The sequence below is a fragment of the Aquitalea sp. ASV15 genome (genome assembly GCF_016429115.1).
Classification (GTDB): domain Bacteria; phylum Pseudomonadota; class Gammaproteobacteria; order Burkholderiales; family Chromobacteriaceae; genus Aquitalea; species Aquitalea magnusonii.
Window position 1 is genome coordinate 1 of record NZ_JAELTZ010000069.1, and the last position, 14,511, is coordinate 14,511.

Sequence of the window (14,511 nt, forward strand, 5' to 3'; positions counted from 1 at the left end):
CTTTCTGAGCGGAAGCGTCTTTCTTGGCTACTTTCTTGGCTTTCTTGGCCGGAGCGGAAGCTTCAGCAGCCTGAGCTTTCTGAGCAGAAGCGTCTTTCTTGGCTACTTTCTTGGCTTTCTTGGCCGGTGCGGAGGCTTCAGCAGCTTGAGCTTTCTGAGCGGAAGCGTCTTTCTTGGCTACTTTCTTGGCTTTCTTGGCCGGAGCGGAAGCTTCAGCAGCCTGAGCTTTCTGAGCAGAAGCGTCTTTCTTGGCTACTTTCTTGGCTTTCTTGGCCGGAGCGGAAGCTTCTGCGGCTTGAGCCTTCTGAGCGGAAGCGTCTTTCTTTACTTTCTTCTCAGCCTTCTTGGCCTTGTGGATAGCAACCGGAGCGGAGGTATCAGCGGCGAAGGCAGCAGTGGAGGTCAGGCCAAAGGCGGCGGTCAGAGCGAGCAGAGCCAGCTTTTTCATTTTTGTAAAACTCCTAAGTTCATCTTGAAAATCAAGTTTGAAGGCGGACAGATAGTCCTATTCAGGGGGGCATCCTAACGGTGCTGCACGGCAACGTCTACCCGTGCCATGTTTCTCAATGTAACCAAATGTACATTCTCATGTTGGCCAACGAAGAATGAATCGCGCTCCACCCAGCGGTGATTTCTCCACCAGCACTTCACCGTGATGCAGGCGGGCGATGCCGGCGACAATCGCCAGGCCCAGACCATGGCCGCCAGTCTTGCGGCCACGGCTTTCATCCAGCCGGATAAAGGGATCGAACACGCGGGCGCGATCCGACTCGGGAATGCCGGGGCCGTCGTCATCCACCATGATGATGCAGTTGCGGTTTTCCACACACACCGTGGTCTGGATGGTGCTCGCGGCATAGCGCCGGGCGTTGGACAGGAAGTTGTCGAGTGCGCGGGTGACCAGATACTGGTCGGCCAGAAAGTCGAGCTCCTGGCCCGGTGGTTCTAGCCAGTTCAGCTCCGGGGCCAGCGTGGCCTGTTCGTGGATGCGTTCCTTGGCCCAGGCGATGGCATTGAACTGGTTCAGTTGCAGCGGGGCTTCCGGCCGGTCCAGCTTGGCATGGAACAACAGTTCCTCTACCAGCGAGTCGATGGCGTCCAGGTCTTTTTCAATGGCTTTCTTGGCCGGCGAGTCTTCTTCGCCTTCCAGCAGGGCCAGCCGGTAGCGCAGCCGTGCCAGCGGCGTGCGCAGTTCGTGCGCCACCGCATTGGTCAGTGCCTTCTTGCTGGCCAGCAAGGCGGCGATGCTGTCTGCCATGTGGTTGAAGGCTGCCGCTACCTGGCGCACGCCGGAGCGGCTGGGCAGGTGGACCCGTGCCGAGAAATCGCCGCCCGCCAGCTTGCCGGCGGTTTTTTCCAGGGTGACCAGGTCTTTCCAGTGCGGCTGCATCCACAGGAAGACCGGTATCGCCAGCGACAGGCCCAGCAAGGCCAGCAAGGCGTAATCCACCGATTTGAGCTGATGCAGGAAGAACAGGTAGCGCAGCGGCCCGGCCACCAGCAGGTAGTTGCTGTCTTCGATCTTCTGCAGGAACAGGTATTTGTCTTCCAGCATCACGATCTCGCCGCGATTGAGCGCTTCTTCCGATTCCTCATCCAGCAGGTAGTTGCTTTGCTTTTCCACTGTTACCTTGAAGGTGAAGTCATGGTTGGAGCTTTGCAGCGTTTCGGTCCAGCGGTCCTCCGGCACACCGTGCAGGTCGGCCTCGATCAGGGACAGCGTGGTACGCAGGAGGTCGGACAGATAGCGTTCGCCCACATCGTCCACCGCCTGCTTGTAGACCGCGCCCACCATCACGACCGCCACCATGAAGCAGGTGACCAGCAGCAGGTAAAACTGGATAAACAGACGCCGCATGCTTATTCCCAGCCGGACAGCGAGAACAGATAACCGCGGTTGCGCACGGTCTTGATGCGGAAGGGTTCGGTGGGGTTGTCACCCAGTTTCTTGCGCAGGCGGGAGATGGCCACGTCGATGCTGCGGTCCAGCCCGTCATAGCTGACGCCGCGCATTTCCTTGAGCAGGATGTCGCGGTTGAGCGTTTCGCCGGCATGGCTGGCCAGCAGCCACAGCAAGTCGAAGTCCGAGGTGGACAGGGCCACTTTCTCCCGTCCCAGGATCACGTCGCGACTGACCGGATCGATGGACAGCTGGCCGAATACCAGCTTGCGCTGGGTCTTGATCGGTGCGGCTTCGGCAGCGGCCTGGGCCGGCCGCATATTGCGCAATTGCGAGCGCAATCTGGCCACCAGCACCGATGGCGGGGTGGTTTTCAGAATGTAGTCGTTGGCGCCCAGCTCCAGTCCCAGAATCTGGTTCATGTCGCTGTCCAGCGAGGTGAGCATGATGATGGGGCCGTCAAAGTTCGGCCGTAATTCGCGGCAGATCGACAGGCCGTCCTTGCCCGGCAGCATGATGTCCAGCAACACCATGTCCGGCGCCTCGCGCTCAATGGTGGCCAGGGCGGTATCGCCACGCGGCTCGATTACCACGTCCATCTCGTGGCGGGACAGAAAGTCGCTGATCAGCTCGGCCAGGTCGGGGTCGTCTTCCACAAACACGATACGGTAAGTCATGCCATGCAATCCATCGGGTTGATTCAATACCGGGGGAGTATGGCGCTTGACGACGGCAGACTCAACCTTGGTGCATGGCGGGTCGCAGCGGGTTTTCGCTCACAACTTGAGAATAACCATAATAAGCACGAGATTTTTCTTGCTACTATCAAGGTGGTTCATGTTGTTTGCATGTAAATGATAATTAGTCAAAACAATGCATCGGGAGAGTGGGATGTTCTTCAAGCGTAACAAGACGACAAATGCCAGCTTGTCCAACCCTGGCGCGCAGCAGCCCATCCAGTTGGTGCGCACGCGCAGCAGCAGTATGGATAATGATCTGCGTGCGGCCAGCCGCAGCGACATCCGGCTGGTGCTGGGTTTCATCAATCCGGCGGCCAATCTGGACCAGGTGGCCCGCAGTGCCGCGGCAGCCTTTCCCGGTGCCAAGGTGGTGCTGACCACCACCGCCGGTGAGCTATGCTCGGCCAAGGCGGGCGATGCGCTCTACCTGCCGGCCAATCCCGGCTGGGACAGCATGGTATTTCAGCTGTTCGACCAGCAGGTGCTGGCCGACGTGCATGTGGCCAGCGTGCCGCTGGCCTGCGAGGACATCAAGTCCGGCCAGCCCAAGCTGGGCCATGATGAGCGGGTGCGCCGTCTGGTGGATAATCTTGCACGGGTGCAGCCTTCCTTCTCCATGAACTATCAGGAAGGCTTTGTGCTGACCCTGGTGGATGGCCTGTCCAATAGCGAAAGCTATCTGATGGAAGCCATTTACGAGTCGGACCGTTTCCCCTACCTGTTTATCGGCGGCTCGGCCGGTGGGCCGCTGGATTTCAGCATGACCCGCCTGCATGATGGCCAGAGCGCGCGCGATGGCCATGCCGTGCTGGTATTCATCAAGCTGGCACCGGCCTATCGCTACGGTGTGTTCAAGTCGCAGAACTTCCAGGACACCGGCACCAGCTTCACCATTGCCAAGGCCAGTTCCGAATTGCGCCGGGTCGAGTCGGTATTCGACCGTGACGGCAAGGTGTGCAATGTGGTGGAGGTGCTGGCGCGCCATTTCTCCTGTTCGCCTGGCGAAGTGGCAGAGCGGCTGGGCAAGTTCAGTTTCGGCATCAAGCTGAAAAACGAGATGTATGTGCGCTCCGTGCTGGGGGTCGATGCCGAACGCGGTGTGCTGCAATTTGCTTGCGACCTGTCGTTTGGTGAGGAGCTGCACCTGCTCAAGCAAGAGGGTCTGGTCGAGCGCACGCAAAGCGACTTTTCCCGTTTCAGCCAGAACAAGCCGGCAGCGATTGGCGGTTTGCTCAACGACTGCATCCTGCGTCGCCTCAACAATAGTGGCGTGCTGGCCAACAGCAATGTCTACGGCAATATCCCGGTGGCCGGTTTCTCCTCCTTTGGCGAGCTGCTGGGGGTGAACATCAACCAGACCCAGACTGCCGTGTTCTTCTATCCGGCGGTGGAAAACTTCCAGGACGACTTCGTGCAGCGGTTCCCGGTGCACTACGCCAACTTCAAGAATTACTTCTATAGCCGTGAAGTGTCGCGTGCCCGCTGGATCGACCGCATGAAGACCCAGGTGATCCACGAGCTGCAGGGTTACAAGAGCTTTGCCAGCCAGTTGATGGAAAGCCTGCCCTTGTTCCGCCAGGCTTCGGCCGAGCTGGTGACGCACCTGATCGCCATCCAGCAGGAAATCGCCCGTTTTTCCGATAGCGTGGAGCAGGGCAACAAGACCTCCAGCAATGTCAGCTTGCGCATCGTCGAGCTGGAAAAAGACGCGCGCCAGATTGGCGACGTGATGCTGATGATCAAGAAGATTGCCGAACAGACCAATTTGCTGGCGCTGAACGCGGCCATCGAGGCGGCGCGGGCTGGCGAGGCTGGCCGTGGTTTTGCCGTGGTGGCCGATGAAGTGCGCAAGCTGGCCAACAACACCCAGTCCAATCTGGATGCCACCGGAGGTGCGGTGGAACATGTGATGAGCGGGGTGCAGCAGGTGGGGATGGACATGCGCGAGATGAATGAGCATGTCGGCAGCTTTGCCCAGGAAATGCAGCAGGTGATGGACTTGCTGGCCAAGCTGGCGGCGTCCTCTGGCAGCAGCCAGCAGCAACTGGACCAGATGGTGCACAGCACGGGCGAGCTGTACGAGCGTATGCGCAAGGTGGATCAGGATCTGGAGGCCATTCTGGAGCTCGAACGCTGATCCGCACTGCACCAGCAGCCTCGCCGGCGCGATGCCGGCTGCACTACCGACCACACCGCCGTCTTGCTTGCAAGCGGCGGTTTTTCATGGTGGGCAGTGGGGGAAGGGGCTGGCTGCCTGTCTTTTTTTTGTAACTAATTGCAACAATCCGTGTGCTGCATTGCACACAACATGCGAAAGGCGTAAGTCATTGCTGCGCTTAGCATGGCGGCGCTATTTTGATATTGACATAAATCAAGTTTGCACCATTTTGATGCAGCTTTTCTGGCCATGCTCGACCTTGACGTCTTGCTCTCGGCAACAAAACTGATTTTTAATAACGCGCCCGTCACTGTGACAAATTGTCGCAGCCTTGTCAGCCTCTGCGTGTGCACTGCGGCATGAGGCGGTTGCCGGCCAGGCAGTCTGGCCGCACGGCGCTCACCTCATTCGGCCTGGCGACAGGCAGCACCCGCGCAGCCTGTCCACCCGTGCGCACCTGGCCGGATGCCGGGTCGTGCCGGCGGGAGGATTCAGCAGTGGGGATGGAATGATATTCATTACGGGTAGAGTGGCCAGCGCCGGCACTCTGCCCGCCGGGTCGGCCCTGGTGCCGGCTTCTGCATCACTGGCAGTGCCAGTCCGTGCACTGTCATCCGCGCCAAGGCGCGGGCAACGAATCTTTAACCCGTAAAGTCGTATGATGAGAAACTTTAGACCCACCCGCCTGTTGTGGGGACTCTCGCCCGTGCTGGCTGTACTGCTCTCGGGGTGTCAAGGTGGCATTCTTGACCCCAAAGGACAGGTAGCGGCGGATGAAAAGTCCCTGATCATCACGGCCACCCTGCTGATGTTGCTGGTTGTCATCCCGGTCATCGTGATGACTTTCCTGTTTGCCTGGAAGTATCGCGCCAGCAACAAGGACGCCATCTACACCCCCAAGTGGTCGCACTCCAACAAGATCGAGGCCGTTGTCTGGATCATTCCCATCATCATCGTGGCCTGTCTGGCGGTGGTGACCTGGAACACCACCCACAAGCTCGACCCCTACCGCCCGCTGGATTCGGACAAGAAGCCGATCAACGTGCAAGTGGTGGCCATGAACTGGAAGTGGCTGTTCATCTACCCGGATCTGCACATCGCCAGCGTCAACCAGCTGGCCTTCCCCAAGAATGTACCGGTGAATTTCCGCATCACCTCCGATGCCGCGATGAACTCCTTCTTCATCCCGCAACTGGGTGGGCAGATTTACGCCATGGCCGGCATGGAAACCAAGCTGCATCTGATCGCCAATGAAGCCGGCACCTACAAGGGCATGTCGTCCAACTACAGCGGCGCTGGTTTCTCCGGCATGAAGTTCAATGCCATCGCCACCGAAACGCCCGAGCAGTTTGATGCCTGGGTGCAGAAGGTGCGTGCTGCTGGCAAGCCGTTGAATGCCGATGCTTACCTCGCCCTGGCCAAGCCGAGCGAAAACAATGCCGTGGCCTACTACGCCATGCCGGAACCGCGTCTGTTCGATGCCGTGCTGCACAAATACATGGCAGGCCGCCAGTCGCTGGCTGCCACCGACGACGAACTGAAGCTGGCCGCGCTGACCAAGCGTCTGTGCGAAACCCCGGCCGTCAAGGAGCAATAATCGATGTTGTTAGGCAAACTGACTCTGGATGCCATCCCCTACAAGGAACCCATCATCGTCGCCGCGCTGTCCGGCGCCGGCCTGCTGGGCCTGGTGGTGCTGGCGCTCATTACCAAGTTCGGTAAATGGGGCTATTTGTGGAAAGAGTGGCTGACTTCGGTCGACCACAAGAAGATTGGCGTGATGTATATCGTCGTCGCCATGATCATGCTGCTGCGCGGCTTTGCTGACGCCCTGATGATGCGTACCCAGCTGGCGCTGGCCACCGACGGGCACCTGGGGGTATTTCCACCAGAACACTACGACCAGATCTTCACCGCCCACGGTGTGATCATGATCATCTTCATGGCCATGCCTTTCATGACCGGCCTGATGAACATCGTGGTGCCGCTGCAAATCGGCGCGCGTGACGTGGCCTTCCCCTTCCTCAACTCGCTGAGCTTCTGGCTGCTGGTGTCGGCGGTGATCCTGGTCAACCTGTCGCTGGGTGTGGGCAACTTTGCCCGTACCGGCTGGGTGGCCTATCCGCCGCTGTCCGAGCTGGGCTTCAGTCCGGATGTGGGGGTGGATTACTACACTTGGGCGCTACAGATATCCGGGATAGGGACGACGCTAACGGCGATCAACTTCCTGGTGACCATCATCAAGATGCGTGCACCGGGCATGAAGCTGATGCAAATGCCCATCTTTACCTGGACCTGCACCTGGGCCAACGTGCTGATCGTGGCTTCCTTCCCGATTCTGACCGGCGCCCTGGCCATGCTGAGCCTGGACCGTTACCTGGACTTCCACTTCTTTACCGCGGAAGCCGGTGGTAACGCCATGATGTACCTGAACCTGTTCTGGGCCTGGGGTCACCCCGAGGTTTACATTCTGGTGCTGCCGGCTTTCGGTATCTTCTCCGAAGTCATCTCCACCTTCTCCGGCAAGCGCCTGTTTGGCCATACCTCGATGATCATCGCCAGTGGCGTGATCTCGGTACTGGGCTTCATGGTGTGGCTGCACCACTTCTTCACCATGGGTTCCGGTGCGGACGTCAACGCCTTCTTCGGTATTGCCACCATGGTGATTTCGGTGCCGACCGGGGTGAAGCTGTTCAACTGGCTGTTCACCATGTATCGGGGTCGTATCCGCTTTACCCCGCCGGTATTGTGGACCCTGGGCTTCATGGTGACCTTCTCCATCGGCGGCATGACCGGCGTGCTGATGGCGGTGCCGGGTGCCGACTTTGTGCTGCACAACAGCCTGTTCCTGATCGCCCACTTCCACAACACCATTATCGGTGGTGCGGTATTCGGCTATCTGGCTGGCTTCTCCTACTGGTTCCCCAAGGCTTTCGGCTTCAAGCTGAATGAAAAGCTGGGCAAGGCGGCCTTCTGGTTCTGGCAGAGCGGTTTCTTCTTCGCCTTCATCCCGCTGTACATCCTGGGCTTCCTGGGCATGACCCGTCGTCTGAACCATACCAACAATCCGGCATGGGACCCATGGCTGTACCTGGCTTGCGTGGGCGCGGTGCTGATTGCCTGCGGCATTGCCTGCCAGCTGCTGCAGCTGTATGTCAGCGTTCGTGACCGCAAGCAGAACATGGACGTGACCGGTGACCCGTGGAATGGCCATACCCTGGAATGGTCCACTTCCTCGCCGCCGCCGTTCTACAACTTTGCCGTTGTGCCGCATGTGCATGATATCGACGCCTTCACCGACATGAAGGAAAAGGGCGTGGCCTACAAGGTGCCGCAGCACTACGCACCGATCCACATGCCGAGCAATACCGCCACCGGCGTGTACATCGGTGGTTTCACCACCCTGCTGGGTTTTGCCCTGATCTGGCATATCTGGTGGCTGGCGATTGTCGGCCTGGTCGGCATCATCGGCGCCATGCTGGCCCGTGCTTACGACAACAATCTGGACTACTACGTGCAGCCGGATGAAATCGAAAGCATCGAGCGTGCCCACTTCGAACAGATGGGCATTGATGTGGACAACTACAGCGAACGCGAGGCTGAAAAGCCGCGTCGTGGCAGCCGTCCCACCACTACCGCCTAACAGGTTGAGCCAAGATGAGTACTTATGTAGAGCACGCGCACGACGCGCATGACGACCACGAGCACCACGACAGCGGTTCGCAAACCGTACTGGGCTTCTGGTTCTATCTGATGACCGACTGCATCCTGTTCGCCACGGCTTTTGCGGCGTACGCGGTGCTGTACCGCAACGTCGCCACCGGCGTTTCGGGCAAGGAAATCTTCGAGCTGCCTTATGTGATGGGTGAAACCGCAGCGCTGCTGCTGTCCTCCATCACCTACGGCTTTGCCATGATTGCCGGTTACAAGGGCAACAAGTCGGCCGTGCTGGGCTGGCTGGCAGTGACCTTCGCCTGCGGCGCGGTGTTCATCGGCATGGAAGTGAACGAGTTTCACCACCTGATCGCCGAAGGCCACGGCCCCAATGTCAGCGCCTTCCTGTCGTCCTTCTTTGGTCTGGTGGGCCTGCACGGCCTGCACGTCACTGCCGGCCTGCTGTGGATGACGGTGATGATGATCGAAGTGGCCAAGACCGGCCTGACCGGCCGCGCCATGACCCGCCTGAACTGCCTCAGCCTGTTCTGGCACTTCCTCGACATCGTGTGGATCTGCGTATTCACCGTCGTGTATCTGAAAGGAGCCATGTGATGAGTCAGGCACATGAGCACGCCGCCGACCACGGCAGCGTAAAAAGCTATCTGGTGGGCTTTGTGCTGGCTGTCATCCTCACCGCCATCCCCTTCTGGATGGTGATGAGTCACAGCTTCACCAAGCAGGCCACCATGATCGGCATCTTCGGCTTTGCCGTGGTGCAGATCATCGTGCATCTCAAATACTTCCTGCATCTGAACTTCACCAAGGAAGGCAAGCTCAACAGCTTCTCCTTCCTGTTCACCGCGATGATCATCGTGATGCTGGTTGGCCTGTCGGTGTGGATCATCTCCACCGCCGATGCGCTGATGCTGCGCTGAGCCGGGACGTGATGAAGCTCAAGCGCTATTTGCAGGTGACCAAGCCGGGGATTATCTTCGGCAATCTCATCTCTACCGTGGGCGGTTTTCTGCTGGCAACGCAGGGTCGGCTGGACTGGACCCTGCTGCTGGCCACGGTGGCGGGATTGTCGCTGGTGGTGGCCTCCGGCTGCGCCATCAACAACTGCATCGACCGCGATATCGACGCGCGCATGGCCCGCACGCAAAAGCGGGTGCTGGTGACCGGCGACATGAGTCCCAAGGCGGCACTGGCACACGGTTTCGTGCTGGGCGCGGCAGGCTTTGCCACGCTGGCCATCTGGACCAACGTGCTGGCGCTGTGCTGTGCGCTGTTCGGTTTCCTGATCTATGTCGGGGTGTACAGCCTGTACATGAAGCGCAAGTCGGTTTACGGCACCCTGGTGGGCAGCCTGTCCGGCGCGGTACCGCCGGTGGCGGGTTACTGTGCCGCCAGCGGCCGCTTTGACAGCGGTGCCGCCATCCTGCTGCTGATGTTCTGCCTGTGGCAGATGCCGCACTCCTACGCCATCGCCATCTTCCGCTTCAAGGATTACGAAGCAGCGAAGATTCCGGTGCTGCCGGTGGTGAAGGGCATTTCCGAGGCCAAGCAGCAGATCGTGCTGTACATCCTGGCTTTTGCCGTGGCGACGCTGCTGCTGGTGTTCTACGGCTATGCCGGTTACGGCTATCTGGCCGTGGCCTGTGCCACCAGCCTGTGGTGGCTGAAGATGGCGCTGTCCGGCTACAAGGAAAGCACTGACGACCGCGTCTGGGCGCGTCAGGTGTTCTTCTTCTCCATCATCACCGTCACCGCCCTGTCGGTGATGATGGCGGTGGATGGCCAGGTGCCGGCGCATATCGGCTGGATGCTGTAAACCATTTGCCATACCATCCGCAAACCTCCGCTGACCGGCCATGCCGGGGCGGAGGTTTTTTCTTGCCTGCCGTGCGCGCTCTTGTGCGCAGGCTGGCGGGCCGTGGGGCCGCTCAGTCGGATGCTGTCTCCGGATTCATTCCTTGCTCCGTGCTGGCCATGCGCAGCAAATCCTGCAGCAAGGGCGACAGATACTGGCGTTGCACGGTGATGGCGTAGAAAGTCTCCTCGACGCGCGGCACCACGCAGTATTGCTGCAGCAGCCCCTTGTCCAGCTCGTCGCGCACCACAATCGCCGGCAGCAGCGCCACACAGCCGGCATCGCGCGCCAATAGCCGCAACATGGCCATATCGTCCACTTCGGCACGGATGGCCGGCTGCAAGGCCAGCTCCTCACACAACAGATCAAAGCGCAGGCGGATTTCGCTCTTGCGGCTGGGGGCCAGCAAGGGCAGGGCCGGCAGATCGCGTTCGAACTGGAATACCTGGCCTGCCGGCAAAGGCGGCCCGACCAGCACCACCGGCTGGCGCGCCAGGGTGCGGCAGCGCCAGGATTGCTTGTCATTGCCCAGGGCCGGCCGGTTGGATAGCACCACATCCAGCTCGTGCGTCTTCAGCCTTTGCAGCAGCTCGTCCAGGCTGCCGGCCTCCAATACCAGGCGCACTGCGGCTTCTTGCAGCACCGGCTGCAAGAACCACTCCTGAAAATTGCGCGACAGCGTGGCCACGCTGCCGATGCGCAAGGTATTGCGGCCCACGCCGGAGGCGGCACTGGCCAGCAGCTCGTTGCCCAGCGCGAAAATCTCCTCGGCATAGCCCATCACCACCGCACCCAGCTCGGTCAGTTGCAGCTTGCGGCCTTCGCGCAGAAACAGCGGCTGGCCCAGTTGCTCCTCCAGCTGGCGGATTTGCGCGGACAGGGCGGACTGCGACACATGCAGTCGCTCCGCGGCGCGTGTCAGGTGGCCTTCGCTGGCCACCGCCCAGAAGTAATGCAGATGGTGGTAATTGAGTCGGCTCATTGTTCTTTATTAAAGAATGAAAACTAATATTTAATCTATTTTACTGAACATATTGTCTCAGGCAAAGTGCAGGCAGGATCAATACCGGAGCCCATCATGCCTCTTGCCCTGCTTAATGCACTGCCATTCGCCATCGCGCTGCTGTGGCTGCTGCCCGCCCTGTGGCCTGGCCGGGCCTTGTCGCCTCACTGGCAGCTGGGCGAAAGCGTCGCCCTGGCCGGTGGCCTGTTGCTGCTTGCCTTGCTATACCAGCCCACGCCGGCCCCGTGGTTCGCCGCCGCCTGGCTGATGCAGGCGCTGATCCAGCTGCTGGGCTGGATGGTGCTGCGCTACGCGCGGCGTTACCTGCAGGGCGAGCCGGGACAGCCACGCTTTTTGCGCGCCATCGGCTGCCTGCTGGCGGCGGTGACGGTGGTGGTGCAAGCCAGCCATCTCTTGCTGATGGTGCTGGCCTGGATAGCCTGCAGCCTGGCCTTGCAAACCCTGCTTACCTTTTATCCGCAGCGGCCGGCCGCGCAGCTGGCTGCGCAGCGCGAATGGCGCGCCAGCCGCCTGGCCGAGCTCTTGCTGCTGGGGGCCTTGCTGCTGTGGCTCGTGGCCGGTGGCAGCCTCAGCCTGTTGCCCGGCGCATCGTCCATGCTGGCCGAAGGCAGGCAAGGCTATGCCGTGGCGGCCGGCTTGTTGTTGGCGGCAGCGGTGGCGATCAAGACCGCGCAACTGCCGTTTCACGGCTGGCTGACCCAGGTGATGGAGGCGCCGACGCCGATTTCTGCCTTGCTGCATGCCGGCGTGGTCAACCTGGGGGGCATGGTGCTGATCAAGGCCGCCCCGCTGCTGCAAGCCGCCCCGCCAGCCAACACCCTGCTGATGCTGTGGGGTGGCGGCAGTGCACTACTGAGCTGCGTGGTGATGCTTACCCGCATCAGCATCAAGCTGCGTCTGGCCTGGTCCACCTGTGCGCAAATGGGCTTCATGTTGCTGGAAATCGGCATGGGCTGGTACTCGCTGGCGCTACTGCACCTGCTGGCGCACTCCTTCTACAAGGCCCATGCCTTTCTGCTGGCCGGCGAAACCGCCCGCGACAGCGCGGCACGGCGTCTGGCCGGCGAGCAAGACGCCGACAGCCCCTGGGCTCATCTGGCGCGGGGACTGCTGGCAGTGCTGTGGCTGGCCGCAGCGCAATGGCTGTGGCAGCGCTGGCTTCCCGCCGCCGCACTGCCGCCGCTGTTCTGCCTGGCCATGGGGCTGGGCATGGGCCTGCTGCTGCGCAGTGGGGCCGGCCTGCTGCTGGTGCTGCTGTTGAGCCAGAGCTATCTGCTGCTGCACGCCCTGGCCGCGACCATCCTGCCGCTGCATGGCCCGACACCGGCGCTGTATGTGCAGGGCGTGCTGGCGGCAATGTTCCTGGCCACGTTTTGGCTGCAAGGCCACTTGTTGCGTCATCCAGACGGTGCGCTGGCCCGCCGCATCTATCCGCATGCCTTTGCCGGTTTCCACCTCGATGAATGGTGGTGCATGCTGGGGCGGCGTCAGCCGCGCCCGCCCATTTCCCTGGCCCTGAGCTGGCCGCAACTGCAGGAGAACCGTCGTGGCTGAACAACACACTGCCTGGCAGCAGGCCATTACACAGGCCCTGGCCACGATTGCCCCGGCCTGGCCGCTGGACAGCCTGGTGGCCAGCTCGCCCTATTGGGGGCTGCGTGAGCAGCGCTTCGAGCAGGCCGCCGACACGCTGCGCCAGGTGGCGGACAGCCCGCTGCACCTGGCGCACAGCGAATATCTGGCGGCCTGGCGGCGCGGCGACATCACCGCCAGTGCGCTGGAAGCCGCACTGACGGAAGCAGGCTGGCAGCAGGGCGCAGCCGCCTGGCTGGACAGCGCGCCTGAGGCTGTCGATCTGCCGCCGGCGCCGCGGCTGCTGGCCGCCTGGCAGCGCGAGGCAGCAGGTCCGCTGGCCGCACAATCCTGGAGCGATGTCATCATCCAGCAAGTCAGCCAGTATTGCGCCGCCCGCTTCGACCGTGACCAGGCCAACTGGCACCTCGAGCATGACGGCGGCCTCTATGCCGCCTGGCTGGCGCAGATGCGTCATCCGTATGGCCTGAGCAGCTCGCCGCTGCGGCGCGAACAAATCCGGCAGCGTTCCCGGCAATTGCCCGAGGATGCCGAGGCCATGCTGCTTGCCGGTCTGGAACAGCTGCAAGCCCGGCCGCAATGGCTGACACCGTGGCTGCAGGCATTGTTGATGCGCAATAACGGCTGGGCCGCCTGGTGTGCCTATCTGGGTTGGCAAGCCGGCCTGCAGGGCAGGACTGACGACAATCTGCGCCAGTTGCTGGCCATCCAGCTGGCCTGGGAATGCCTGCTCGACGATGGCGCACGCGGTCCGGACAGCGCCTGGGCAGACTGGCAGCGTGATTGGGAAAGGCTGCCGCAGTGCAGTGCCGACGCACGGGCATTGATCTGGCAGCGTGCGCACGAGCTGTCGCTGCATGCACCGCTCACCCGCGCGCTCTGTGCTGCCGATGCCGCCGAAGTAGCCACGCGCCCCTCATTGCAAGCGGTGTTCTGCATCGACGTGCGTTCCGAACCACTGCGCCGCGCGCTGGAGGAAACCGTTGCCGACAGCCGCAGTTATGGCTTTGCCGGCTTTTTCGGCCTGCCGCTGGCCTACCGCCTGCCGGGTGGCACGGTCAGCCAGCCACGGCTGCCGGTGCTGCTGGCGCCGGGCTGGGAGGTACAGGTGCCGGAGGCGAAAACATCCATGCCAACGCGTCGTGGCTGGCAGGCGTTTCAGCGCTCGCCACTGGGCGGCTTTGCCCTGGTGGAAAGCATCGGTCTTGGCAAGCTGGCCACGCTGGCGCGGCGCAGCAAGGCCCGCAGCCTGCCGCCGGGGCTGTCGCAGCTCGATCCCTGGCTGACGCCGCACACGGCCAAGGCACTGCCGCAAGACGGGCTTGATCTGGCGCAACGTGTGGCCATCGTCGCCGGCCTGCTGCCGGGCATGGGCTTGTCCGGACCGCTGGCACCCTGGGTGCTGCTGGTCGGCCATGCCAGCCATGTCAGCAATAATCCGCAGGCGGCCGCGCTGCAATGCGGTGCTTGCGGCGGGCATGGCGGTCACCAGCATGTACGGCTGCTGGCCAGCTGGCTGAATGACCCGGCGCTGCGCCAGCAGCTGGCGGAACAGGGCCGTGCCATCCC

General features: G+C 61.5%; 11 protein-coding genes and 2 pseudogenes. 9 read left to right on the forward strand and 4 right to left on the reverse strand.

The window, feature by feature from the left end:
* From JHD64_RS19165 to rstA, 3 genes and pseudogenes are all read right to left on the reverse strand, one after another.
* Positions 1-448 (reverse strand): annotated as a pseudogene (locus JHD64_RS19165) (hypothetical protein); the annotation flags it as partial.
* Positions 449-586: 138 nt separating this feature from the next.
* Positions 587-1,858, reverse strand: a complete 1,272-nt coding sequence (gene rstB, locus JHD64_RS19170; RefSeq protein ID WP_059285894.1) for a two-component system sensor histidine kinase RstB — start codon at positions 1,856-1,858, stop codon at positions 587-589.
* Positions 1,859-1,860: 2 nt separating this feature from the next.
* Positions 1,861-2,577: a two-component system response regulator RstA gene (rstA, locus tag JHD64_RS19175; RefSeq protein WP_059285895.1), complete on the reverse strand. Its 717-nt coding sequence runs from the start codon at positions 2,575-2,577 to the stop codon at positions 1,861-1,863.
* 307 nt (positions 2,578-2,884) lie between these two features.
* On the opposite strand from rstA, the pseudogene JHD64_RS22525 reads away from it, so the two are divergent.
* The 7 genes and pseudogenes from JHD64_RS22525 to cyoE form a co-directional block, all read left to right on the forward strand.
* Positions 2,885-3,964, forward strand: a pseudogene (locus tag JHD64_RS22525) (FIST signal transduction protein); the annotation flags it as partial.
* Complete coding sequence (locus tag JHD64_RS22530; protein ID WP_370540986.1) at positions 3,947-4,777, forward strand: methyl-accepting chemotaxis protein; 831 nt, start codon at positions 3,947-3,949, stop codon at positions 4,775-4,777. The pseudogene JHD64_RS22525 and the gene JHD64_RS22530, both read left to right, overlap by 18 nt.
* A gap of 727 nt (positions 4,778-5,504) precedes the next feature.
* The gene (cyoA, locus tag JHD64_RS19185) at positions 5,505-6,395 is read left to right on the forward strand and encodes a ubiquinol oxidase subunit II (RefSeq protein WP_239688636.1); all 891 of its coding nucleotides are present in this window, start codon (positions 5,505-5,507) and stop codon (positions 6,393-6,395) included.
* Positions 6,396-6,398: 3 nt separating this feature from the next.
* Positions 6,399-8,441, forward strand: a complete 2,043-nt coding sequence (cyoB, locus tag JHD64_RS19190; RefSeq protein ID WP_199055071.1) for a cytochrome o ubiquinol oxidase subunit I — start codon at positions 6,399-6,401, stop codon at positions 8,439-8,441.
* Positions 8,442-8,455: 14 nt separating this feature from the next.
* The gene (gene cyoC / locus JHD64_RS19195) at positions 8,456-9,067 is read left to right on the forward strand and encodes a cytochrome o ubiquinol oxidase subunit III (protein WP_059285898.1); all 612 of its coding nucleotides are present in this window, start codon (positions 8,456-8,458) and stop codon (positions 9,065-9,067) included.
* Positions 9,067-9,390: a cytochrome o ubiquinol oxidase subunit IV gene (gene cyoD / locus JHD64_RS19200; RefSeq protein ID WP_059285899.1), complete on the forward strand. Its 324-nt coding sequence runs from the start codon at positions 9,067-9,069 to the stop codon at positions 9,388-9,390. The genes cyoC and cyoD overlap by 1 nt, the downstream gene beginning before the upstream one ends.
* Before the next feature lie 11 nt (positions 9,391-9,401).
* Positions 9,402-10,286 (forward strand): heme o synthase, encoded by an 885-nt coding sequence (gene cyoE, locus JHD64_RS19205; protein WP_059285900.1) that lies wholly within the window; start codon positions 9,402-9,404, stop codon positions 10,284-10,286.
* Between the two features lie 112 nt (positions 10,287-10,398).
* Here cyoE and JHD64_RS19210 read toward each other — a convergent pair whose 3' ends face one another.
* Positions 10,399-11,307: a LysR family transcriptional regulator gene (locus JHD64_RS19210; RefSeq protein WP_199055073.1), complete on the reverse strand. Its 909-nt coding sequence runs from the start codon at positions 11,305-11,307 to the stop codon at positions 10,399-10,401.
* A gap of 96 nt (positions 11,308-11,403) precedes the next feature.
* Here JHD64_RS19210 and JHD64_RS19215 point away from each other — a divergent pair, with 96 nt between their 5' ends.
* A complete protein-coding gene (locus JHD64_RS19215; protein WP_199055074.1) occupies positions 11,404-12,903 on the forward strand; it encodes an NADH-quinone oxidoreductase subunit L in 1,500 nt (499 codons plus the stop codon).
* A partial coding sequence (locus JHD64_RS19220) for a putative inorganic carbon transporter subunit DabA (protein WP_199055075.1) occupies positions 12,896-14,511 on the forward strand: 1,616 nt, incomplete at its 3' end. The genes JHD64_RS19215 and JHD64_RS19220, both read left to right, overlap by 8 nt.

Excerpts from the sequence above, each read along its gene's own strand:
- rstB (WP_059285894.1), bottom strand. The coding sequence starts at position 1,858 with ATGCGGCGTCTGTTTATCCAGTTTTACCTGCTGCTGGTCACCTGCTTC.
- rstA (WP_059285895.1), bottom strand. The coding sequence starts at position 2,577 with ATGACTTACCGTATCGTGTTTGTGGAAGACGACCCCGACCTGGCCGAG.
- cyoB (WP_199055071.1), top strand. The coding sequence starts at position 6,399 with ATGTTGTTAGGCAAACTGACTCTGGATGCCATCCCCTACAAGGAACCC.
- cyoC (WP_059285898.1), top strand. The coding sequence starts at position 8,456 with ATGAGTACTTATGTAGAGCACGCGCACGACGCGCATGACGACCACGAG.
- cyoD (WP_059285899.1), top strand. The coding sequence starts at position 9,067 with ATGAGTCAGGCACATGAGCACGCCGCCGACCACGGCAGCGTAAAAAGC.
- cyoE (WP_059285900.1), top strand. The coding sequence starts at position 9,402 with ATGAAGCTCAAGCGCTATTTGCAGGTGACCAAGCCGGGGATTATCTTC.
- JHD64_RS19210 (WP_199055073.1), bottom strand. The coding sequence starts at position 11,307 with ATGAGCCGACTCAATTACCACCATCTGCATTACTTCTGGGCGGTGGCC.
- JHD64_RS19215 (WP_199055074.1), top strand. The coding sequence starts at position 11,404 with ATGCCTCTTGCCCTGCTTAATGCACTGCCATTCGCCATCGCGCTGCTG.